The organism is Rhodococcus sp. p52 (assembly GCF_000763325.2).
GTDB classification, from domain to species: Bacteria; Actinomycetota; Actinomycetes; order Mycobacteriales; family Mycobacteriaceae; genus Rhodococcus; species Rhodococcus pyridinivorans.
The window spans coordinates 3,725,624-3,748,107 of record NZ_CP016819.1; the positions used below are offsets into that span (position 1 = coordinate 3,725,624).

The 22,484-nt window shown below is 68.5% G+C and carries 21 protein-coding genes and 1 pseudogene; 9 read left to right on the forward strand and 13 right to left on the reverse strand.

Features of this window, described 5'->3' with window-relative positions:
• The first annotated feature begins 126 nt into the window (after positions 1-126).
• The 3 genes from IM25_RS17200 (at position 127) to IM25_RS17210 (ending at position 2,548) form a co-directional block, all read left to right on the forward strand.
• The gene (locus tag IM25_RS17200; RefSeq protein ID WP_033098143.1) at positions 127-966 is read left to right on the forward strand and encodes a MerR family transcriptional regulator; all 840 of its coding nucleotides are present in this window, start codon (positions 127-129) and stop codon (positions 964-966) included.
• Positions 963-1,799, forward strand: coding sequence for a hypothetical protein (locus IM25_RS17205; protein WP_033098144.1), 837 nt, complete (start codon positions 963-965; stop codon positions 1,797-1,799). The genes IM25_RS17200 and IM25_RS17205 overlap by 4 nt, the downstream gene beginning before the upstream one ends.
• Positions 1,800-1,951: 152 nt before the next feature.
• Positions 1,952-2,548 (forward strand): oxygenase MpaB family protein, encoded by a 597-nt coding sequence (locus IM25_RS17210; protein WP_232333346.1) that lies wholly within the window; start codon positions 1,952-1,954, stop codon positions 2,546-2,548.
• A 7-nt stretch (positions 2,549-2,555) separates the two neighbouring features.
• Here the strand turns inward: IM25_RS17210 and IM25_RS17215 are convergent, their stop codons facing one another.
• Complete coding sequence (locus IM25_RS17215; RefSeq protein ID WP_033098145.1) at positions 2,556-3,863, reverse strand: alpha-hydroxy-acid oxidizing protein; 1,308 nt, start codon at positions 3,861-3,863, stop codon at positions 2,556-2,558.
• 129 nt (positions 3,864-3,992) lie between these two features.
• Between IM25_RS17215 and IM25_RS17220 the strand changes: the two genes are divergently transcribed.
• The 4 genes and pseudogenes from IM25_RS17220 to IM25_RS17235 all read left to right on the forward strand — a co-directional run bounded on the left by IM25_RS17220 (position 3,993) and on the right by IM25_RS17235 (position 7,830).
• A complete protein-coding gene (locus IM25_RS17220) occupies positions 3,993-4,658 on the forward strand; it encodes a class I SAM-dependent methyltransferase (protein ID WP_033098146.1) in 666 nt (221 codons plus the stop codon).
• Positions 4,659-4,835: 177 nt separating this feature from the next.
• Positions 4,836-5,684: pseudogene (rsgA, locus tag IM25_RS17225) on the forward strand (ribosome small subunit-dependent GTPase A); the annotation flags it as partial.
• Between the two features lie 726 nt (positions 5,685-6,410).
• Positions 6,411-7,220: a glycoside hydrolase family 19 protein gene (locus tag IM25_RS17230; protein WP_232333347.1), complete on the forward strand. Its 810-nt coding sequence runs from the start codon at positions 6,411-6,413 to the stop codon at positions 7,218-7,220.
• Positions 7,221-7,278: 58 nt separating this feature from the next.
• The gene (locus tag IM25_RS17235; protein ID WP_006552034.1) at positions 7,279-7,830 is read left to right on the forward strand and encodes a dihydrofolate reductase family protein; all 552 of its coding nucleotides are present in this window, start codon (positions 7,279-7,281) and stop codon (positions 7,828-7,830) included.
• 69 nt (positions 7,831-7,899) lie between these two features.
• Here IM25_RS17235 and IM25_RS17240 read toward each other — a convergent pair whose 3' ends face one another.
• Positions 7,900-8,604 carry a DUF899 domain-containing protein gene (locus IM25_RS17240; RefSeq protein ID WP_033098148.1) on the reverse strand — a complete coding sequence of 235 codons (705 nt, stop codon included), beginning with the start codon at positions 8,602-8,604 and terminating at the stop codon, positions 7,900-7,902.
• Positions 8,605-8,741: 137 nt separating this feature from the next.
• On the opposite strand from IM25_RS17240, the gene IM25_RS17245 reads away from it, so the two are divergent.
• Complete coding sequence (locus IM25_RS17245; RefSeq protein ID WP_232333348.1) at positions 8,742-10,514, forward strand: dynamin family protein; 1,773 nt, start codon at positions 8,742-8,744, stop codon at positions 10,512-10,514.
• Positions 10,511-11,953, forward strand: a complete 1,443-nt coding sequence (locus tag IM25_RS17250; RefSeq protein ID WP_033098150.1) for a GTPase — start codon at positions 10,511-10,513, stop codon at positions 11,951-11,953. The genes IM25_RS17245 and IM25_RS17250 overlap by 4 nt, the downstream gene beginning before the upstream one ends.
• Before the next feature lie 13 nt (positions 11,954-11,966).
• Here IM25_RS17250 and IM25_RS17255 read toward each other — a convergent pair whose 3' ends face one another.
• From IM25_RS17255 to IM25_RS17305, 11 genes are all read right to left on the reverse strand, one after another.
• Positions 11,967-12,329: a hypothetical protein gene (locus IM25_RS17255; RefSeq protein ID WP_084222385.1), complete on the reverse strand. Its 363-nt coding sequence runs from the start codon at positions 12,327-12,329 to the stop codon at positions 11,967-11,969.
• A gap of 89 nt (positions 12,330-12,418) precedes the next feature.
• Positions 12,419-12,964 (reverse strand): RNA polymerase sigma factor, encoded by a 546-nt coding sequence (locus IM25_RS17260; protein WP_016692266.1) that lies wholly within the window; start codon positions 12,962-12,964, stop codon positions 12,419-12,421.
• 104 nt (positions 12,965-13,068) lie between these two features.
• Positions 13,069-14,358, reverse strand: a complete 1,290-nt coding sequence (locus tag IM25_RS17265) for a DUF7373 family lipoprotein (protein WP_033098151.1) — start codon at positions 14,356-14,358, stop codon at positions 13,069-13,071.
• A 44-nt stretch (positions 14,359-14,402) separates the two neighbouring features.
• Positions 14,403-16,229, reverse strand: coding sequence for an Hsp70 family protein (locus tag IM25_RS17270; RefSeq protein ID WP_033098212.1), 1,827 nt, complete (start codon positions 16,227-16,229; stop codon positions 14,403-14,405).
• A gap of 103 nt (positions 16,230-16,332) precedes the next feature.
• Complete coding sequence (grpE, locus tag IM25_RS17275; RefSeq protein WP_033098152.1) at positions 16,333-16,650, reverse strand: nucleotide exchange factor GrpE; 318 nt, start codon at positions 16,648-16,650, stop codon at positions 16,333-16,335.
• A 40-nt stretch (positions 16,651-16,690) separates the two neighbouring features.
• The gene (locus IM25_RS17280) at positions 16,691-17,446 is read right to left on the reverse strand and encodes a hypothetical protein (RefSeq protein ID WP_016692262.1); all 756 of its coding nucleotides are present in this window, start codon (positions 17,444-17,446) and stop codon (positions 16,691-16,693) included.
• A 220-nt stretch (positions 17,447-17,666) separates the two neighbouring features.
• Entirely contained in the window at positions 17,667-18,602 is a 936-nt protein-coding gene (locus IM25_RS17285) for an energy-coupling factor ABC transporter permease (protein WP_033098153.1), read from the reverse strand.
• The gene (locus tag IM25_RS17290; RefSeq protein ID WP_033098154.1) at positions 18,589-19,329 is read right to left on the reverse strand and encodes an urease accessory protein UreD; all 741 of its coding nucleotides are present in this window, start codon (positions 19,327-19,329) and stop codon (positions 18,589-18,591) included. The genes IM25_RS17285 and IM25_RS17290 overlap by 14 nt, the downstream gene beginning before the upstream one ends.
• 2 nt (positions 19,330-19,331) lie before the next feature.
• Positions 19,332-20,096, reverse strand: coding sequence for an urease accessory protein UreG (ureG, locus tag IM25_RS17295; protein WP_033098155.1), 765 nt, complete (start codon positions 20,094-20,096; stop codon positions 19,332-19,334).
• Complete coding sequence (locus IM25_RS17300) at positions 20,089-20,784, reverse strand: urease accessory protein UreF (RefSeq protein WP_033098156.1); 696 nt, start codon at positions 20,782-20,784, stop codon at positions 20,089-20,091. The genes ureG and IM25_RS17300 overlap by 8 nt, the downstream gene beginning before the upstream one ends.
• Positions 20,784-22,484, reverse strand: coding sequence for an urease subunit alpha (locus IM25_RS17305; protein WP_033098157.1), 1,701 nt, complete (start codon positions 22,482-22,484; stop codon positions 20,784-20,786). Before IM25_RS17305 ends, IM25_RS17300 begins: the two co-directional genes overlap by 1 nt.

The window sequence follows — 22,484 nt, forward strand, 5'->3', positions numbered from 1 at the left end:
TGTAGTTGATCTGTCAACTATCTTACTGCACTCAACCGCAGTCCTTCTCGGGTTGTTCCCACCCCGATGTGCGCCGACGCATTCATGGCTTGACCCTGACGTAGCGTCAGGGTCGATGCTGAAGCCATGAGGATCAGCGACTTGGCCCAGGCCGCGGGAACCACCGTTCGCGCCGTTCGGCACTACCACCGGCTCGGGCTCATGCCCGAACCCCCACGGGCACCCAACGGATACCGGGACTACGAACTCGCCGACCTGGTGCGTCTGCTGCGCATCCGCTGGCTCGCCCAGTCGGGTGTTCCACTGGGTGCGGTGGCGACCGTCCTCGGCGGCCACTTCACCGACGGCAGCGACCGAGATGCCGAGTCCGATCTCACCGCAGACCTCGAATCGCTGCTCGAGGCGGCAGACAATCAGATCCGGACGCTGCAGGTCAAACGTGAGGCACTCGCCGCGATTCTCGAGCGTCACCGCGTCGGCGACCGGCTCTCGCCCCTGCCGTCACCGATCGTCGACGCGTTCGACGAACTCATCGACGGCGAGGACGACCCGCACACCCGGAGGCTGTTCGTCCGCGAACGCGACAGCTGGGAGATGCTCGCACTCTCCGGGCAGGCATCACCGGAGTATCTCGACGCCATGCGAACCCTGCTCGACGACCCCGAACAACGGCACGCCATGGTCGCCGTCTACCGACGCTTCGGTGCACTTGCCGGACAAGATCCCACCGCGGCAGCCGACGAGGTCAGCGCCGTCATCGACGGCATGACCGCCTTGCTCGACGACATCCCGATCATGGCGGAGGTGCTCGGTTCGTGGGCAGCCGAGGCGGCAACTGCCCTCGAATCGAACACCGAGGTGCTCGCCGAGTTCCTTCCGGACCCGGCCCAGCAGGCCGTCGCGATCGGGTTCGTCCGGCGCGTCGCCGCACAGTCGGGACCGCAGCAGGACGGAGCGCGGGCATGACTGAGCGCACCGTCCGGCTCGTCCACCGAGCCGCTCTCGTCCTCACCGTGGTGGTGGCCTGTACGAACGCCCTCCTCGTTGCACTGGGCATCCTCACACCGGTGACAGCACTGAAGGTCTGGCTCGGATTCGAGCTACCTCTGGGAATCCTGGTGCTGATCGTCGGCGCACTGCGGGTTCGAATCCTGCGCCGATCCGGAACACCGTGGGCGGGGGTGCTCGACGAACTCGTCGGCCGCGTGCCCGGGGCCCTGATACGCGCAGAGTTGAGAAGCTACCGCGCACTGTGGTTCCTGATACGAGGACGTCGGGTCGGCGCCGGACCTGAGGTGACGACGATCGGTTACACCCGCGGCACGATGAGCGTGCCGATCGCGTGGCTCGTGGCGTCGGTCATCGAGATCGCGGTGGTCCACATACTCGTGCCGTGGGAATGGCTGCGCTGGACGTTGCTGATCGTCTCGGTGTACTCGCTTCTTCCTCTCGCGGGGTGGCTCGCGGATCGTGTCGTCAACCCGCATCTTCTGACACGGGACGGCCTCGTCCTGCGCTCCGGACATCAGGTCGTGGCACGTATCGACGCCGACAACCTGCAGCGATGTATCCCGCGCCATCGCTTCCAGCCGGCGGAGACGGGTGTGGACGGCGAGGTGCTGTTCCTGCCCGGTCCCGACGGCACCAATCTCGATCTCGTCCTCGCGGAACCCGTCGAGGCCCTCTTGCCGGGCTTCTTCGAACATCGCCGCCGTCCAGCGCTCGTGAGCCGGTTCGCGATCCATGTCGACGATCCCGCAGCGGCGCGCCGAGTGCTCGACGCCGCGCTCCTCGCCTGACGAGACGAGGGTGAAATCGCGGTGCTGGCACGTGACTTCGCGACGACCACGCGTTTGTCGCCGATACGCTGGGCCCGCTCGCGATCGACAGCCCGGCCGCGGAGCGGTTACGGGACACGACGGGGGTGTTCCTGCGAACCGGCGGAAGTTATGTGCAGACCTCCGAGGAACTCGTCCTCCACCGCAACACCGTGAAGTACCGGCTGCACATCGGCACGACGTTGCGCGCAGACGAGCCCGTGTGGATCGACTGGACTCACAACGCTCTCGCGTTCGCGCTGCTGCGTGGTGCGGAGGCTTTCGGCCTCGACCTGACCCCCGCCGAACAGGACAAGTTCGTCGTCGAGCAGCACATCGCCGCAGAGCTCGTCGGCGCAGACCCGGCCCGTCTTCCCGCCACCCGCGCCGACCTCGAGGCGTACGTCGACGAGCAGCGCCACTGGTTGTCGCTGTCGCTCGCCGCCGCCGAGGTGACGCACGCGCTCCGGAAGCCGAACCTGTGGGGCAATCCGGTGAAGGTGTTCACCTTCGTCGTCGTGCAGGACGACATGTTGTCGCTGCTGCCGGAGTGGGCGCGCCTGATGTACGGCATCGAGGGCCGCCCGATGAACCTGGGCGCCGCCGCGCGCACCACCAAGCGGCTCATCGGCATCGCCCGCAAGAACGAGTCGTACGACAGGATGGTCGCCGAGATCACCACGCGCATCGACGAGACCCCGTACCGCAAGGTGCGTGCGCGCAAGGCCTGACCCTGTTTCAGAAGGAGGGATTCGGCCGGACGAACCGTTCGTCGATATCGGCGACCGAACGGGCACCGGTCAATGCCATGGTGAGGTCGAACTCGGCGATCACGTTGCGGACCACCTCCTCGACGCCCTGCCGACCCGCGATCGCCAGTCCGTACATGTAGGGCCGGCCGAGGAGTACGGCGTCCGCGCCGAGCGCGAGCGCGACGAAGACATCGGCGCCGCTTCGGATCCCGCTGTCCAGCAACACGGTCGGCTCCCGGCCGATCGCGGCACGGATGTCGAGCAGAGCATCGAGTGAGGCGATCGATCCGTCGACCTGGCGTCCACCGTGGTTCGACACGACGAGGGCGTCGACGTCGAGGTCGACGGCGCGACGCGCGTCGTCCGGATGCAGAATTCCCTTGAGTACGATGGGAAGTCGCGTCCGATCCCGCAACGTCGCCAGATGCTCCCAGCTCAGTCCCGGATTGGAGTAGATGTCGAGGAAGGTCTCCGCGGCGGCGCGCGGTACGGGGGAGCGGAGATTGTCGAGGAATCGACCCGGATGGTTGCGGGTCATCGACAGCAGTGTGCGGATCGCGCCGAACGTGACATCGGGTCGCTCCGTCAGCGTGTCGCGGGCGGCGTCGATCCGCTGCCGGACGATGTCGAGGAAGCGGGGATCCGAGGTGTACTGGGCGATGCCCTCGCCGCGTGCGAACGGCAACGACCCGAGATTCAGGTCCTGCGGACGCCATCCCAGCATCGTCGTGTCGAGGGTGACAACGACGGCCTCGGCGCCCGCCGCTTCGGCCCGCCGCAGCAGGCTGTCGACGAGATCCTCGTCGGAACTCCAGTACAGCTGGAACCAGCGGGACGCGGAGCCCATTGCGGCAGCGCAGTCCTCCATGGAATTGCAGCCCTGATTGGAGAAGATGTACGGCACGCCGGTCGCGGCGGCCGCCCGCGCGATCGCCAGGTCGCTGTCCGCGGCCATCAATGCTCCCGCGCCGATCGGTGCCAGCAACAGCGGTGAGGACAGCGACGTGCCTGCCACGGTCGTACTCAGGTCGCGTTCGGTGACTCCGTGGGCCATGCGCGGGACGATCGCCCATCGGTCGAACGCACGCCGATTGTTGCGCATCGTGCGTCCCTCGCCGGCGCCGCCCGCGACATACGCCCAGGCCCGCTTCGAACTCGCGCGTCGCGCGGCGTGTTCGAGGTCGCCGAAGGACGTCGGGACGGCCGGACGCCGGCCCAGCGCGCCGTTGCGGTACACGACCCCCTGACGTTCCCGGCCGGGGCCGGCGGGTGCAGATGCGGCGGTTTCGGTCACGAGTGAGTTCCCCTCTCGAACGGTGGCGCTTGTCGATCCTTCCTCACGAACCCGGCCGAGTGAACCGGTTACCGGTGCCGAATTCGGAATCGGTGCGGTGGATCCGGCGGCGGGCGTACCGTCGGATCCATGACCGAGGACGGCCAGGTTGCACCGTGGGACGACATCTACCGGGGCGTCGCCGAAGGGTTTTCGGGCCCCGTACCCTGGAACATCGGCGAACCCCAGCCCGAGATCGCCCGATTGATCGACGAGGGCAGATTCCGTAGCGACGTGCTGGACGCAGGCTGTGGGCATGCCGAGACCTCCCTCCGTCTGGCGGCACAGGGATACACCGTGATCGGTCTCGATCTGTCGCCCACAGCCATCGAGGCCGCTCGGGCCGCGGCGGCGGAGCGGGGACTGACGACCGCGACCTTCCAGGTGGCCGACATCAGCTCGTTCACGGGTTTCGACGGCCGGTTCGCGACGATCGTCGACAGCACCCTGTTCCATTCGCTGCCCGTGGACCGGCGCCGTGCCTACCTGAGCGCCGTCACCCGTGCCGCCGCTCCGAACGCGTCCTTCTTCGTCCTTGCCTTTTCGAAGGACGCCTTCCCCGAAGAGGGCCAGGGACCCAATCCCGTGACGGACGACGAGCTACGCGACGTGGTTGCCGAGTTCTGGACCGTTGACGACGTGCGGCCGGCCTTCATCCACGCATTTCTCGGCGACGAAGAGGCTGCCGCGTGGCAACGCGACGACAAGGGCCGTTCGATGCTCCCGGCCTGGTTGCTGTCGGCCCACCGCGATTGAGGGTGCACGCGGAAGTTCGATTGCATTGCCGGGGTGCGAAGTTCACCATCGGATCTGTCGGAGCGGACCACCCGCGCCTCGTCATGATCCAGGAGTCACCGTGCACCCCGATGTCCCACCCGGAACCGATCCGCTGGTCGGGTACGGACAGCGCGCCACCACGTCTGCACCGGCGACTGGGTGATCGTGCGCGAACCGGCCACCGAAGGCGATATGACCGGCGGGGGCTGTGCGGTGATGCCGCGTACCGGCGCGATTCGTCGTGCCGACGCGTCGGGGCGTTCGGAAGAGCAGGTACTCGCTGCCAACGTCGACACCGTCGTGGTGACGGTCGCATCCGACACCCTCGATCTCGGTCGCATGGAACGTCTGCTGGCGCTGGCCTGGGACAGCGGCGCGCAACCGGTAGTCGCCCTGACGAAGGTCGACATCGCCACCGAAGCGGTATTCGAGCAGGTCGCCGTGGTCGCACCCGGAGCGAGCGTGGTGGAGGTCTGTGCGCCGAATCGATCCGGCCTGAATGAACTGCGCGAGGTGCTCCACGGCACCGTCGTGTTCGTCGGAGCGTCCGGCGCCGGGAAATCGACGCTGGTCAACGCGCTGTGCGGTCGCGACATCCAGGCGACGGCACCGGTGCGCCAGGGCGACGGCAAGGGCCGGCACACCACGACCGATCGAGAGATGTTCCCTTTGGGCGGCGGCGTGACCCTCATCGACACTCCGGGGTTGCGGGGTATCGGGATGTGGGACGCCGGTGCCGGCATCGCCTCCGCCTTCCCCGAGATCGATGAGCTCGCTCAGTACTGCCGCTTCGCGGACTGTGCGCACGAGACCGAACCGGGATGCGCGGTTCGTGCCGCTGTCGACCGCGGCGACCTCGATGCCCGGCGAGTGGAGAGTCATCGCAAACTGCGACGTGAGAACGAATGGATCGCGGCCCGGTCCGATGCCCGATTGCGGCACGAGCGGACCCGTGAGATCAAGGTGATGAGCCGCGCGATCCGGGCGTACTACCGCGACCGCTGAGTGTTCTCGGCGCGGCATACAGGGCGGTCGGTACCGCTCCGCGCAGTTCGCGCTATGAACCGGGGCTTGCTACTGCAGCACGCCGCGCCGACCCGCTTCAGCGCGCTGATCATGGAAGACCCGACCGAACGGTCGGGGTCTTCGACCTGTGTGAACATACCAATCGGTACTTCCTGCTCGGGTCGTCGTATTGTGAACGCGGACGGTCTCGGTCGGCGTGCGGCTACGCGTTATCGAGGTGTGTCGTCGGACACGAAATGATTACGACCCGGCTCGGGGGTGTACACCTCTTCGGTCGAATCGAACCGGTCTGTTCCCGAGGGGGGCGACCCATCGCGGCCTCGATTCGACCATCTGCGGGACGAACCTTCGGCGCGTGCGGTTTCGTGATCGAAGGTACTGCTGCACAACTAATTCGGTGAGAGTGCAGCGATCCTCGGTGGACAAGGGGCAGGATCGGCCAGGTACCGCTCCGGCAGGTTCTCGCTGGGCCGGCCGGATGCGATCGCCGCAATGATCGACTTCCGAGTATGGCACGCACCACTTTCATTGGTTCAGATGGCGTCGGCCACGATCGCTTGAAAACCTCTCGACCTGCGACGTTACCTGGTTGTGACCTGATGGTCGTGTGTTGGCCCTCCGTGCGGTGGTAACGATCCCGCCGGTGATGCCCGCGGCCCCGTTCGAAGGCCGAACCCAGCTTCGGCGAATCTTGGAGCACGACCCTTGTCCGTTTCATCATTGCGCCGTTTCCGTGCCGCGGTCGCCGCCGCGGCCGTCCTCACCGCCGCGCTCGGCGTCGGTACCTCCGTCGCCCACGCCGACACCGCACCCACCACCCCTGCACCTACCCGTTTCCAGGAGCCCCGCGACCTGCTCCGGGCGCTCGACTTCGACGCCCTGGCCGCCGACGGCTGGACCGTGACCGACGACGAGGAAGAGGCCGAATCCGCAGAGGCGAGCGAGGTGGTCGAACTCGTCGCCGAGACGACTCCTGCGCCGCTCCCCGCCGTCACACCCGAGGAACTGACCCGCATCGTGCCGGGCATCCCGGCGGAGAAGGTCGAGCAGTTCATCGCGCCGCTGAACGACGCGATGGCGCGCAGCGGCATCGACAACCCGGTCCGTCAGGCGGCGTTCATCGCCCAGCTGGCCGTCGAATCGGACTCCTTCCGCACCTTCGAGGAGTACGCGTCCGGTCGCGCATACGAGGGTCGCGCCGATCTCGGAAACACCCATCCCGGCGACGGTGAGCGCTACAAGGGTCGCGGCGCGATCCAGATCACGGGCCGCCACAACTATGAGAAGGTCAGCGAGCACATCGGCGTCGACTTCGTCGCGCACCCCGAGTTGCTCGCCGCGCCGGAGAACGCCTTCACCACCGCCGCCTGGTACTGGACGTCGCGCAACCTCAACGAGATCGCGGACACCGCAGGGATCGTCCGGGTGTCCGAGCTGGTCAACGGCGGTCACCATGCCCTCGGTCGCCGTATCGACGAGTTCGAGCGTGGTCTGGACGTGCTGCTCCAGCCTTAAGCCCGACACGGGCGCACCGGGCCGATGAGTTCGGGGTGCGCCGACGGTCTATCGGAGCATGAGAACACTGATCTACGACTTCGGCGTGTCCCTCGACGGTTACATCAACGACCGCGACGGCAATATCGACTGGACCGACCCCGACGACGAACTGCACCAGTTCCACAACGACCGGTTCCGCCGGCTCGAGCTCTCGTTGCACGGCCGGCGGATGTACGAGCTGATGGCCGAGTACTGGCCGCACCTGCCCGAGGACGCCTCGCCCATCGAACGCGACTTCGCCGAGTTGTGGACGACCACGCCCAAGGTCGTCTTCTCCCGCACCCTCACCGAGGTCCACTGGAACAGTCGCCTCGTCAGCGACGACGCGGTGGAGGAGGTGCGCAGGCTCAAGGCCGAGGGAGACGGCGTCATGGAGGTCGGTGGGGCGAACCTCGCCGCGTCGCTGATCCCACACGGTCTCATCGACGAGTACCAGGTGTTCGTCTCACCCGTCCTGCTCGGTGGTGGCACACCGATGTTCCCGCCCCTGGAGAAGCGCGTGGATCTGCGCCTGGTCGAGACCCGACAGTTCACCACCGCCGTGATGCTGCGCTACCTCGCCGACTGAATTCCTGTGACACACCGGTTCTCACGTACCAGGCGCGTGACGGGGTCGCGTCCACCATGTCATCCGCTTTCACCGCGCGCCGGTGCCCGGACCGTAGAGTCGCGCCACATCGGGGGAATCGAGCCACCCCGAATAGGTCGGCGACTGCGGCCAGCCCTCGGGCGAATCCTGCCATTCCTCCTGACGACCCCACGGAAGGATGTCGATCAGCGCGAAGGTGTAGCTGAGCTGCTCGGTGCCGCGGCCGGTGGTGTGCCAGGTGCGGTAGACCGTGTCGCCGTCGCGCAGGAACACGTTGACCGCGAACCCTCCACCGGGAGGTGCGTCGACGTCGGCGCCGAACGAACTCTCCGACGACGAGTACCACTCCATCGTGTTGCCCACCTTCACCTTGTAGGTGAGGGCTTCGTCGATCGGCCCGTTGGTGACGACGACCATGCGGGCGTCGTAGTTGTCGAGGATGCCGAGCCGGGTCCACTGCGTCGTGAGACTCGTGCATCCACCGCACTGCCATTCGGCACCGTCGGACCACATGTGGTGATAGGTGATGAGCTGCGAGCGGCCCTGGAACACATCGACGAGCCGGGTCGGGCCGTCGGCGCCGATCAGCGTGTAGTCGGGCAGTTCGATCATCGGCAGCCGGCGGCGCTGCGCTGCGATGGCGTCGAGTTCGCGAGTGGCGGCCTTCTCCCGTCGCCGTAGGTCGTCGAGCGCCGACCGCCATGTCTGCTCGTCGACGATCGGAGGAAGGGCGCGGGTGGTCTGCTGGGTCATGACGTCTCCCGGAGTCGGACGGATCCGTTCACGAATGTTGACCGGGGCAGGAGCCGGAAATCATCGTGGACGCGGCCACGAGTCCGAACGCCGGAGTGGAGCACGGCCCCGTACCGACCGGTATGTAGTGTCGTCGCGTGTCTCCTGATCCGTCTGTGGCCGACCTGATCGACGGCGCGTGCAAGGTGCTGCGCGCCTACAAGCACGACGAGGTCGCCGACCGCGCCGAACGCAAACTCGCCGACACCGGCCGGCCGACGTCGATCGTGGTGGTGGGGGAGATCAAGCGCGGCAAGAGTCTGCTGGTCAGCGCTCTCATCGGCCGCGACGGCGCCGCTCTCGACGACGTCGAGCACTCGACCGCCGTCGCAACCCGTTTCGTCACCGCCACCGACGATTTCCCGGAGGGCACCGCCGAATTGGTGTTCCCCGACGGGCGCCGGCGCATCGACCGCGCCGAGCTGGGGGAGTGGATCACCACCGGCGGCCGCTACGTCCAGGACCCGACCGTCGAGGCGCTGCCGGTCGCGGCGGTCGTGCCGATCGCGTCCGAGAAGCTCACGAACGCGTCGGTCGTCGACACTCCAGGCATCGGCGGCCTCGACCCCCGGCACGCGGCGATGGCCGCTCACTCCGCCGATCGGGCCGCCGTGCTCGTGCTGGTATGCGATGCGTCGACCCCGCTGACCGAACCGGAGATGCGGTTCCTGCGCGAGAGCGCTGCCGGAGTGGAGAACGTGCTGGTCGTGGTCACCAAGACCGACAAGAACCTCACCCGCTGGGAACAGATCGTCGCGGAGAACCGCCGCGCCGTCGCGGAACACGTCGGCCGCGACATCCCCGTCGTCGCCGTCTCGAGCGTGCGAGCCCTGGCCGCGACCGCGCTACCGCCCTCCCCGGTGCGCGAGCGCAGCCTCGCCTGCTCCGGTCTCCCCGGACTGTGGGGGATGCTCGACGAGCGGGTCGCCGCCGCACGGCACCGCCCCGAAGCCGATGCGCTGCGCGTCGCCCTCGACGGGTTGCGCCGCATCGAAACCGGAATCAGCGACGAACTCTCCGTGGTGCGCGACGGCGAATCCGCGATCCCGGACCTGACCGCCGAGATGGAACGGCTGAAGGGGCTCAAGGACGAGGCGCAGCAGTGGGAACAGCACCTGCAGCGCGACCTCACCCTCGCGCGGCAACGGGCGATCACCCGCCTCGACGAGGAGCTCGCCCGCGTGCGCGAGGACTGGACGACACGCATCAACAAGTCGTCGATGCAGGTGCTGCGGCGCTCCCCGCAGGTGTTCACCGCCCAGATCCAGGCCGACCTGCTCGACGCGATGGCCACCACCGCGCAGGTCTTCCTCGACGACCTCGAGAAGATCGTCACCGACCTCTTCGACGACCCGCAGCAGTGGGAGCACATCCGCGAGATCACCCTCGAGGCGCTGCAGACCGATCCATTGGTGACCGGGGAGGTGGGCTCGAAACGCCAAGGGCTGCTGGATCCGAGCGTGCTGACGATGGGCATGATCGGCACCACCATGCTCGGCGCGGTGATCGGGGCCGGTGCCATCGCCGGCGTCGCCTGGGTGGCGATCAATCTCGGGTTCAAGGCGATGCGCACCGGCAAGACGAACCTGCTGACCTGGCTGCGCGAGACCCTCGCGACCGTGCGGACCGTCACGACCCGCATGCTCGAGGCCGCGATGGCCACCACCCGCCCGGAGATCGTGCTGCGTCGCCGCAAACACCTGCAGGACCGGATCACCGAGTTGCAGAAGCGTATCGACGAGGCCAAGCGCGCCGCGCAGGCGGACGCCGCGACCCGCACCGCGAACATCGAACGACTGGAGAAGAACCTGCGCATCACTCGCGCCCGCATCACCCCGATCGATACGGCTCTGAGGGGAGGTGCCGCATGAGCGCCCCGCACATCCCACCGCAGACCGGGGCACCCGATCCGGTGCACCAGCGCATCGACGCCGCCCTGCACCAACTCGCCGCGCTCGGCGGTGATCTCGTCGCCCACGCCAACCGTATCGGCGCGATCCTGTGGTCACCGCCGCGCATCGTCGTCGTCGGGCGGCTCAAGGCCGGCAAATCCACCCTGGTGAACGCGTTGATCGGGGCGCCGGTCGCCGAGACCGCGGCGCTCGAGGCCACCAATGTCGTCACCGTCTACGAGAACGGTGCGCCCTCCCGCGCCGACGTGGTGTCCACCGATGGCACCCGTCGACCCGTGCCGCTGGCACTCGGCACCACCGTCGACCTCGGCGTCCCGCCGGAGCAGGTCGCGTACGTGCACCGCTACCTGCCCTCCCATGCGCTGAGCACCATCACCCTCGTCGACACCCCCGGTCTGGCGACACTGACCGTCACCAACGCCGCCGCCACCGAGCGCGCCCTGATCGACGGATTCGAGCAGACCCGCTCGGCGTCCGTCGACGCCGACGCGGCGGTGTTCCTGTTCGACTCGATGCCGCGCACCGACGAGGTCGAATTCCTGCAGCGCCTCGGCTTCACTCCGCTGAACACACTCGGAGTGCTGTCGCGCGCAGACGGTTTCGGCCGCGGGGTGCTCGGCAACCGCGATCCGCTCGGACACGCCGCCGAACACGCGAACGTGCTCGCGCGGCGGTTGGCGGGACAGGTCGGCACGGTGGTGCCGGTCGCCGGGTTGCTGGCGCAGACCTCCCACACCGGTGCGTTCACCGACGCCGACGCCCACGCGCTCGTGGCGCTCGCCCCACTGGCCCCGCTGGAGTTGTTCGATCTGCTCGACGCGGATCCCGCCGCGCTGCCGGTGCCGCGCGATCAGGTGTGGCGACTGCTGGAGCTGATCGGGGAGTACGGGCTCGTGCACGCCCGCGCGCAGGCAACGGGTGGGGCGCACCAGGTCAACCAGTGGTTGTCCGGGGTGTCCGGCGTCCATCCGCTGCGAGCGGTGCTCGAACAGTCGTTGCGTCGCTTCGCGGTGCTGCACCGCGCCGGCCGGATCCTCGCCGAACTCGACGCCCTCGTCTATTCGCCAGCGGCGCGCGACGCCATCCGGCAGATCGTCTCGGCGCTGCGCACGGACCCGGCGCTGGTGCCGGTGGAGTTGTTGCGGGCGTTGCGATCTCTGCTGCAGGCCGACCCGAGCGCGCCGGCGGTCGACGAACTGGTCCAGGTGCTGCGCGGCGGCACGATCGCCGAGGCGTTGGGGCTGGAGCCGACGGCGTCACCCGAGCAGATCCGAGCGATGGCGCAACAGAAGCTTGTCGCGGTGCAGGCCCAGAGCGTGTCGACGCGGTCGGCGGCGGAGGACACGGCGCTGACAGCGCTGACGCACGCCTATACGGTGATCGTCCGCGGACACTGACCCGGTCGGTGGGTTACGCGCCGAGATCGGGTTCGTCGACGTTGTCGGTGAAGCCGAACGAGGCTGCCTCGTCGTCGGATGAAGCCTCGCCGTTGTCGTCGTCGACAAGGCCGGGGTCGATTCCACCTGCGCTGTCGAGGTCGGCATCGGGGTCGAGGGCAGGATCGAGGTCGACAGAGTCGACGGTGACCGTCTCCGGAACGATCTCGTCGTCGTCCGGGATCAACGAGGTATCGACCGCGGCAGTGCCGGGGTCGGTGGCGATGTCGAGCGCGCGCTCCCAGACCTGATCGGGCAGTTCCGGTAGGTCGGCGAGCACATCGATACCGAGCAGCTCCCCCAGTGAGGGCAGCGGATCGGTCTCATCGCTTGTCATGGGCTCTTCCTTCTTCCCCCGTTGTCCGTCGTCGTCAGGTTGGAGTCGTGTGGGCCCCGGAATGTTCCTGCCACGTCCCAATCTACCGGTCAGGGATCGAGACCGGCGGGATCGAGGCGGGCGGGATCGAGCAGTTCGACGAGTTGTGCTCGCCCCCGGTTGATGCGGGTCTTGACCGTCGCGACCGGCACGTTCTGATGCTCGGCGATCTCGGCGTAACTCATCTGGGCGTATTCGCGGAGCACGACCGCGACGCGGAACTGTTCCGGGAGTCGAGCGAGGGCGTGACGCACCGCGTCGGTGTCGACGACGCGATCGGCCGGTCCCGGCACCGTGGAGGCCCGACCGAGGTCGATCTCGTCGTCGGGGATCTCGCGGCGCTTGCGCACGATCGCCAGCGCGGCGTTGCTCGCGATGCGGTAGAGCCAGGAACCGAAGCGGGAGGTGCCCCGGAATTTGTCGAGGTTCTGCCAGGCGGCGATCAGGGCGTCCTGCAGGGCGTCCTCGGCGTCGTGGCGGTTACCGGTGATCTGTACACATACCGCCCACACCTGGGTGCGCGACGGTTCCACCAGTGCGGCGAACGCGGCCCGGTCGCCGGACCGGCACCGTTCGATCAACTCCGTCTCGTGCATGGCACCCCCATCTGTACGCGGAGTAACCTACCCGGCCGCGTCGCGCAGCGGTCCGGTGACCGCCCTCGGTGTCGTGCACCGACGGTCACCGGACCGCGAGGAGGTCAGTTCTCGCCGAGGCCCATCTCCTCGGCGCGGACGAACTTCACGTACTGAGTGGCCACGCGCTGCGGCACGGTGCGCAGCGTGTCGGAGTCGGGATTCTCGTTGCCGATCGAGCGGAAGCCGGACAGTTCGGCCACGTAGCGGCCGTAGGTCATCAGGCACGCGGCGGCTCGACCGTCGGCGACGTCGCCCGACCAGCAGGTGGTGTTCGGAAGACCTTGCGTCAGCGAGGGGTCCTCGACCAGGTCCGGATACGTCTCGGCCGTGTGTGCAGCGAACGCGTCCTTCAGGACTTCGGCCTCGTCCGGGCCCGCGGTGCGATAGACGACGCTGTTGACCTTCGCGACACGATCGGTGCCGGTCTGCTCGAACACCACCTCGGTGTCGGCTGGAGCGGAGTCGTAGTGCAACCAGCCGTCCGGTCCGTAGACCGCCATGTCGGAGTTACGTGAGTACTCGCTGTCGACGAATCCCACGGCCCGGGCCATCACCTTGTCCAGATCGATGGGCAGCGAGGCGATCTCGTCGGTAGGGGTGGCCGGGAACCGGTCGAGCAGCTCGATCTGCTGTTGCACACCGCGCGTCGCGGTATCGGTGATCCACTCGGTCCCACCGCTGTTGTCGCCGCTGTAGGTGTAGACGACGAACATGCCGCGTGTGGTGAGCGTGCTCAGGGACGTGGTGGCCAGTTCCGGCCAGGAGTAGGTGGTGGCCAGTGTGTCGGGCAGTTCCGGCAGCGTCGTCGGGGTCTCCGGACCGGTGGAGAACGGACCGTCCGCGGGCCCGAGCTTGTACTCGTACAGGGCCTGCGCGGCGCCGGCGGCGTCCTCGGGGGTGGGGAATCGCCAGACGCTGACACCGAACTCGCGGCTGTCGTCGTCGGTGCTCCGGAAGCTGGTGAAGGCGTTGATGATCGAGAATTCTCTCAGGATCTCGTTCTCGCTGCCGGAGAAGATGTTGCCCGTGCCGCCGAGGAACACGCCGTTGGTCGATCCGCCGACGGTGAGGGCCGGGTCGACGGTGTGCGGGTGGACGACGAACTCGGCGAGTCGCTGGCCTTCCACCGCCGGACCGAAATCCTCGGCCGCCATGCCCAGCGCAACGAAATCGCGCGGCTGGGTGTTGTAGTCACCGGTATCGAGCGAGTCGAGATCCACACCGGCAGAGGTCTGTTCGGTCGTGGTCTCGTCGACGACGGTGGCGTCGCTGTCGGACGAGCAGCCGGCCACGGTGACGACGGTGACGGCCGCCAGGGCCAGGGCGAGACGGCCGGTTCGAGGGATGTGCATGAGAAGAGGACTCCTGAAGAGGAAGGTATGGGAGGTAAGGCAGGTCAGGCGTTCCAACCGAGTTCGGCGAGCAGTGCTTCGCCGCGCTCCGTCGTCGTCGAGAACTGCGCGACGAGTCCGGTGGACTTGTCGATGACGGTGAAGTACGAGTTGCCGCCCGGTGGGTGGTCGTAGTCGGCGATACGCGTGCCGTCCGCCGAGACGATCCTGGTGTTGTCGTTCTTGGCGTCACGGAGCCGGATGAAGTTCGAGCGTGCGTACTGATCGTCCCGGTACGCCGACACGGATTCGTAGTCGGTGGGCTCCATGCCCAGCGCCTTCCCGAGGTTGGAATTGGGGCTGATCTGGCACCGCACCTGCATGGCACCTTCCGAGGAGAAGCCGGACTTCTCGCACGAACTCGACCCGGTGAGCAACTTGGTCGGCAGCAGTTCGACCACCTCGTCGGTGCTCTCGCTGCGATAGACCGAATCCGATGTCGCCGGGGGCGGTGCTCCGGTGTCCGACCTGTCCTCGGCCACAGCGGGGGCGGCTGCGGCGCCGGCCGCCGCTCCGTCGTCCGCGTCCCCACGGGTGAGTCCGAAGACCGCCCCGGCGGCGACGAGCACCGCCAGCACGGCGGCCCCGGCGATGAGCAGGGGCCGAGACGGCCGTGACCGCTCCACGTCGCGCGTCGGTGCCGGGTTCGGTTGCGCCGCCGGGGTACCCGGACGGGGAACGCCGGGTCGGGGTGCTGCGGGGCGGGGAGTGTCCGGTCGCAGCACCTCGGTGTCGAGGTCGGCGGCGGGTTCGGTGGTGCGTCCGCCGGCGACGAACCCGGCCGCGCCCTTGGCCACGACGGTCTTCGGGTCGTCGAGGGTGGCGATGGATCCGAGTTCGGACAGCCGCCGATGCACGTACGGGATCCGGGAGGAGCCGCCGGTCAGATACAGCGCCTGCAGACTCGACCGGTCCACCCCGGCATCGCGCAGCACCTGGGCGGCGAGCTGCACGCCACGGGTGATCTGCGGTTCGATGAGCTGCTCGAACTCGTCGCGGGTGATGGTGAAGGTCAGATCCGCGCCGTTGCCGGTGACCCGGATCGTCGCCGAGGGATGCTCGGAGAGCAGTTCCTTGGCGCGGCGGATCTGATCGTCGAGGGTGCGACGGGCGTCGAGCCCGTCCGGGGTGCGCAACCACGCCGCCAGATCCGGATCGTCGTCACGCAGGCGTTCGTCGACCCAGCGGGCGACGGTGGCGTCGAGGTTCTTGCCGCCGAGGGTGTTGTCGCCGCCGGCCCGGATGACCTCGAAGGTCCATTCGCTCGTCGCGGTGAGCACGGCGATGTCGAGGGTGCCGCCGCCGAAGTCGAACACCGCGATCGTCGAGCCCTTGACGATCTTCGCGTCGTGCTGGCGCGAGTAGTAGAACGCCGCGGCGCGGGGTTCGGAGATCAGCGAGACGCTGCCGCCGAGTCCGGCCAGGGATGCGGCGTGGCGCAGCACGTCGAGTTCGCGCTGAGACCAGGCCTCGGGGTGGGTGAGCACGACCTCCGCCGGCGGATGGTTGTTGTGCCGGGGTAGCGCCTGGTTGTAGACGGTGCGCAGGACCGAGGCGATGGTGTGGGCGACGGGGACGTCCTGGCCGCGGACCATCACCGACCCGACGGCCACGTGGGTCTTGGGGTAGGCGACGAAGCCGGCCGGGTCCACGGTGGCCTGGTTGATGGCCACGTCGCCGGTGGTGATCGCCCCGGTGTGGTCGACGTACACCGAGGACGGCATGAGGTTGGAGGTGTGGGTCAGCGGCAGTGATTCGACCCGGTCCGGCCCGATCCGGTGCGCCGCCGACGTGTTGGACGTGCCGAAATCGACCGCCAGAACCCAGCTCATCTCGATCGTGCCTTTCGAATGCGAACCCACAAAACCTGCATGGACGGTGCGATGACCGCCGCGGACTTTATAGCGGCGAACGGTCGTCGCCCGGTGGCGGGTGTCACGACGCCCCCGGACTGGGGTACTGCGCCGGCGGAACCTGCACCCGCACCTCGACGTACCGCAGGATCTGCCCCTCGTGACACCAGCCGGGCCGGATCATTGCGGCGACCAGGTTCTCGTCCGCCGGTGCCGCTGCCGGCGTCACCGCCACCGCACGGTGACGGCTCGGATCGAATCGCGTACCGGGCTCGACGGCCAGACGTTCGACCCCCAGATCGGCGAGTCGTGCGGTCGCGGCGGCGCGCTCGGGCCCGTCCGCCGCGACATCCGCCGCCGCGATCAGTTCGTCGATCCGCTCACGGATCTGCGGTGACATCACCTGCTTGCCCTTCGTCTCGGATCGGTCGGAGTGGGTCTCAGACCAGATCGGAACCGGCGTCGGTCGACTCGGAACCGTTGTCGAAGGCCGAGACGTCGACGTAGTCGTCGGCGATGCCGTCGCCGTCGTAGTCCACCGCACCGGAGTGCAGGTCCACCACCACGTCGACCTCGCCGTCGCCGTCCTCGTCGAAGACGGCCAGATCGAGGCGGCCGTCACCGTCGAGATCACCGGCGACGGCGTCGATGTAACCGTCACCGTCGCGGTCGAACTCGATCAGGTCGGCGTTGCCGTCGCCGTCGGAGTCGCTGATCTGCGCGTCGGTCCTGCCGTCGCCGTCGTAGTCCACCAGCGACAGGTCGACCTGTCCGTCGCCGTCCACGTCGACGTCGGCGACGCGGGTGCCGTCACCGAGGGTGTACTCGTCGAGCACGACCGGCTCGGTGGAGGCCGATCCGGAGGTCACGCTCGAGGTGGACTCGGCGTTCTCCGCGGCGGCGCGGTCGGAGGCCGAGGAGGCCGATCCGGCGGAGCTCGACGCACCCGAGTTGCTCGCCGATCCGTAGGACGAGTCCGAGCTCGAGGAGCCGGAGCTGTCGTACCGCTCGTAACGCTCGTAGGACTCGTAGCTCGTCGATCCCGACTGGTCGGACGACGAGGAGCCGTAGGACGAGTTGCCGTCGTAGGAGGACTGCGAGCCGTACGACGAGTCCGCACGGTCGCTGGCGGTGGACTGCGATGCGGCGCGGTCGGCGTTCGAGGAGCTGCTGCCGGGGAAGGAGTTGGTAGCCATGGTGGGTGCCTCTTTCGGTGTCTCGGTGACTGACACAGGTAAGAGAGACCGGGAGGCGGAAAGGTTCCCGCCGAATCGAAAAAATTTCCGAGATTCCTGATCGGCGGTGAAAACGCCAGGTCACGGAGCTGCAACGGTCGGTGATCGTATCGGTTGCGAAACGCCGAACGGTGCGGCCGCATCAGCGACCGCACCGCTCGAAGGGGCTTCGAGAGGACCGTTACGCGCTCTGACGGACCGGCGTGTGACGACCCATCGCGGTGAGGGCGGCGCCGATCACCGCGGTGGCGGCGAGCCCGGCCAGTGCCGCGAGGAATTCGGTGCCACTGAGCGTGCCGTAGTCGGCGAGGCCGGGAAGACCGGCGAAGGCGGCGTCACCGACCGGCAGCGAATAGGCACCGACGATGTGCTCGAGACCGTCCGGACTACCGGACGCGCCGAGAGCCAGCGCACAGGCGCTGACCACGCCCAGACCGCCGATCGCGGCGAGACCACGTCGGACGGCAACAGGAGTGACGGAGGACCGTGCGTCCCACGCGGCGACGCCGGGCGCGAACGCCATCACGGCGCTCAGCACGGCAGCGGTGATGAGGGCTTCACCGAGGCCGATGGTCAGGTGGACCGCAGTCAGATCGCCGATGAACGCTGCTGCGGCGCCGGTTCCGGCGGTCGCCGAGTACGCGACGCCGAGAACTGCGGCACTCACCGGCACGGACAGACCGGCGCCGACGGCGGCGGTGGTCCGCGTCAGCTTCCCGAGGCCGAGTCGCTCGGCGCCGGTACGGACACCGGCGGTGACGAGGACGGGCAGCACCGCCATCAGCAGCACGTTCACCCCGAGGGCGTTGATCCCGCCGTCCCCGAACAGCAATGCCTGCACACCGACGACGGCGGTCATCGCGAGAAGCGCGAGCCGGGGCCCGAGAAGCGCGGTCGCGAGAGCGCCGCCGATGAGATGGCCGCTGATGCCGCCGGCAATGGGGTAGTTGACCATCTGAGCGCCGAAGATCATCGCTGCGGTCGTTCCGGCGAGAAGGGTGTCCCGGCTCGTGATGCGCGGCCGCCCGGCGGTGGCGGCGAGGACGACCGCACCGGTGGCGATCGCCGCGGCGGGCGCGGTGGCGCTCATGGGGAGGAAATGGTCAGGGACGTGCATGGGTGAGACTCCCTTCGAGGGTGGACGGGTGAACGTGTGCGGAGCGCCAGGAGCGCCAGGAGCGCCAGGTCGACTCGAGTGGCGAGGAGTGGGTATCGGCACCGAGGAACCGCAGCAGGCTGCCGGGCCCTTCGAGCTGGACGACGCCGTCGCCCTCGGCGCGTCGCCCGTAGGTCGCGATGACGTCGTGCACCCGCGCGGAACCGAGGATCCCGGGCTCGGGGAACGCGCCGTGCGCGTACAACTCCTCGACGAAGAGGGGACGACGATCGAGAGTGACCGAGGTACGGCTGCGGATCGCGCCCCCGGTTTCTCCGTGGCGTCCGAGGACGAGGGTCTCCCGCATGCTCGCGGCGGCATCGGAGGCGAGTTCGATCCGGGTGTCGCGGTGCACGCGGGCGCCGGTGGCGATCACGAACGGGTAGGTGTCCCAGACGAGAGTGCCGCCCTCGGCGACGGTGATCCGCACGTCCCACCGGGACAACCGGTTGTCGGCGTCGTAGGCGACGGTGCCACCGATGTCCTGCAGTTCGAGCGTGCACCCGGCGTCGACGTGGACGTCGACGGTCACCGAGTCACCACCGAGCAACAGCGCGCCGGCGGCGACGAGGGCGACACGCGCGTGGTCCGGACCGACCTCGACCGTGCGGGGGACGAGCATGCCCGCCCGCAGGGCCAGGCGTGCCCGGTCCGGTGCGCGGTCGATACGGATCGTGGTGCGGGACATGATCAGTCGTGCGTGTGTGCGACGGCGTGATCGTGGCTGTGACCGTGACCGTGACCGTGCCCATGGCCGTGATCGTGGTCGTCGTCCTCGTCGGCGTGGAAGTGCGGAGCCATCGGACCGGGATCGACAGGGGTGTGCGACCCGGCGCGGTGGGCCGCCAGCATCTCGCGCACCCAGTCACCGAGCGCCTGCACGGATGCGGCGTCGGTCCGGGACAGCGCCAGCACCGGTCCGCCTTCGCGGGCCTTCTCGGCGTCGGCGACCATCTGCGGCACGTCGACACCCACATAGGGGGACAGATCGGTCTTGTTCACCACGAGCAGGTCGGCGCGGCTGATGCCCGGACCGCCCTTGCGGGCGACGTCGCCACCACCGGCGACATCGAGCACGAAGATCTGCGCGTCGACGAGCGCGGGGGAGAAGGTCGCGGTGAGGTTGTCGCCGCCGCTCTCCACCAGGACGACGTCGAGCGGCGCGAAGTCGCGTTCGAGATCCTCGACGGCCAGCAGGTTCATGGTCACGTCGTCGCGGATCGCGGTGTGCGGGCACGCACCGGTCTCCACCGCGCGGATGCGCTCGGGGTCGAGCACGCCCGCCGAGCGGAGGAAACGGGCGTCCTCGTCGGTGTAGATGTCGTTGGTGATCACGCCGAGCTGCAGCTCGGACGCGAGGGTGCGGCAGATGGTCGCGATCAGCGAGCTCTTGCCCGTGCCGACGGGACCGGCGACGCCGAGACGGAGCGAACGGGTGGTGGTGTGTTCAGGCACGGAACAGCCTTTCTGGAGCGGATGCGTGGGCTTCGGCCCACAATTCGGTCTGGGGACCACCGGTGGCCGGGATGTCCGCCGGATCGGTGAGAGCGGACAGCTCGGCGATGAGCGGTTCGAGATGAGCGCAGGCCTCGAGCGCCCATCGCGAACCGGTGGCCGGGTCGGTGGGGTGCAGTTTGAGGAAGGCCGCGACGATCGCCTGCGCCTCCTCGTACAACACCAGTCGGGCGGTGTCGATCGCCGGGATGCGCGCGAGCGCCGCGATGGCCCCGACGACCAGTCCCCGCGACGGTCGCGGGGTCCGGGCGTCGAGGTCGTCGAGAACGGTGGAGGGCCACAGGTTCCGGGCCAGGCGGAGGTAACCGCGGGCCAGCAACCGGGACGCGTCGCGCTGGGCCGGACCCGGAGTGCGCGCCGCCCAGTGGTCCTCGATCTCGTCGATCCGGAGCGTCAGGGCGGTTCCGGCATCGGAGTCCACCGCGTGCCGGGTCACCACGGCGACACCGGCCTCGACCGCCGCCGAGGTGCGCAACCGCGCGACGAGGAAGCGACGCACCTCGGTCGGCGACATCCCACCCTGGAGCGCCGGTTCGAGCCCGCCCGAGTTGACGTTCCCGCCGACCGGCGCGCGCCCGTCTGCGAGGAGGAGCAGCACTGTGGTGGGGGACAGAGTGTCGGGCAACATCAGAACATCGAATACAGCTGCGCGAGCGGCAGTTCGGTGGCCGGCGCCGGAACGACCCGCTCGCCGTCGATGTCGATGTCGAAGGTGTCGGGACGGATCTCGATGCGCGGCAACACGTCGTTCTGCTTCATGTCGGCCTTGCCGATGTGCCGGGTCGGCCGCAGTGGTAACAGTCTGCGGCGCAACCCGAGTCGTTCTTCCAGACCGTCGTCGAGGGCGGCGGGGGAGACGAACGACACCGATGTGTGCGGGGCGAGCGCATCGCCGAACGCCGGTCGCTGCAGCACCGGCTGCGGCGTGGGAATCGAGGCGTTGGGGTCGCCGAGCGCGGCCCAGGCGATCGATCCGCCCTTGATGACCAGCGACGGCCGGATAGCGAAGAACTTCGGATCCCACAGCACCAGATCGGCCATCTTGTCGACCTCGATCGAACCGAGCTCGTGGTCGACACCATGCGCGATCGCGGGGTTGATCGTGTACTTCGCGATGTAGCGGCGGGCCCGTTCGTTGTCGGCGGGCATGCTGCCGTCGAGCGCCCCGCGCCGATTCTTCATCACGTGCGCGACCTGCCAGGTGCGGGTGACGACCTCACCGATGCGACCCATCGCCTGGGCGTCGGACGAGGTGATCGACAGCGCGCCCATGTCGTGCAGGATGTCCTCGGCCGCGATGGTCGTGGCCCGGATCCGGGACTCGGCGAACGCGAGGTCCTCCGGGACGGCGGGGTTGAGGTGATGGCAGACCATCAGCATGTCGAGGTGCTCGTCGACGGTGTTGATCGTGTGCGGCAAGGTCGGGTTGGTCGAGCCCGGGATGATGTGCGGCAATCCGGCGATGCTCAGGATGTCCGGGGCGTGCCCACCACCGGCGCCTTCGACGTGGAAGGCGTGGATCGAGCGGCCACCGATCGCGGCCAAGGTGCTCTCCACGAAGCCCGCCTCGTTGAGCGAGTCCGAATGCAGCGCGACCTGCAGTCCGTGCTCGTCGGCCGCGCGCAACGCCGCATCGATCGCGGCCGGTGTGGAGCCCCAGTCCTCGTGCACCTTGTACCCGGCGGCACCGGAGAGGGCCTGCTCGCGCAGCCCCTCAGCGGAGACGGTGTTGCCCTTGCCGAGCAACAGCACGTTCACCGGCAGCACGTCGAGCGCGCGGTGCATCTGCATCAGATGCCACGGACCCGGCGTGACGGTGGTGGCCTTCGATCCCTCGGACGGGCCGGTTCCGCCGCCGGCGATGGTGGTGATGCCGGTGGCGAGCGCCTCGACGATCTGCGACGGCGACAGCAGGTGCACGTGCGAGTCGAAGGCGCCCGCGGTAAGGATGCGACCTTCACCGGAGATGACGTCGGTGGACGGGCCGATCTGAAGCTTCGGGTGCACGCCGTCGGCGATGTCCGGGTTCCCGGCGCGGCCGAGGGCGACGATGCGACCGTCGCGGATGCCCACGTCGGCGCGCACGATGCCCCACCAGTCCAGCACGATCACGTTCGTGATGACGGTGTCGGGAGCACCCTCGGCCCAGGTCGTCACACCTTGGGCCATCGATTCGCGGATGGACTTGCCGCCACCGAAGACGGCTTCCTCACCACCGAAGGTGCGGTCCTCCTCGATCTGGATCCACAGGTCGGTGTCACCCAGACGTACCTGGTCGCCCACCGTCGGTCCGTACAGTGCCGCGTACTCGGCGCGTGTGATCTCCAC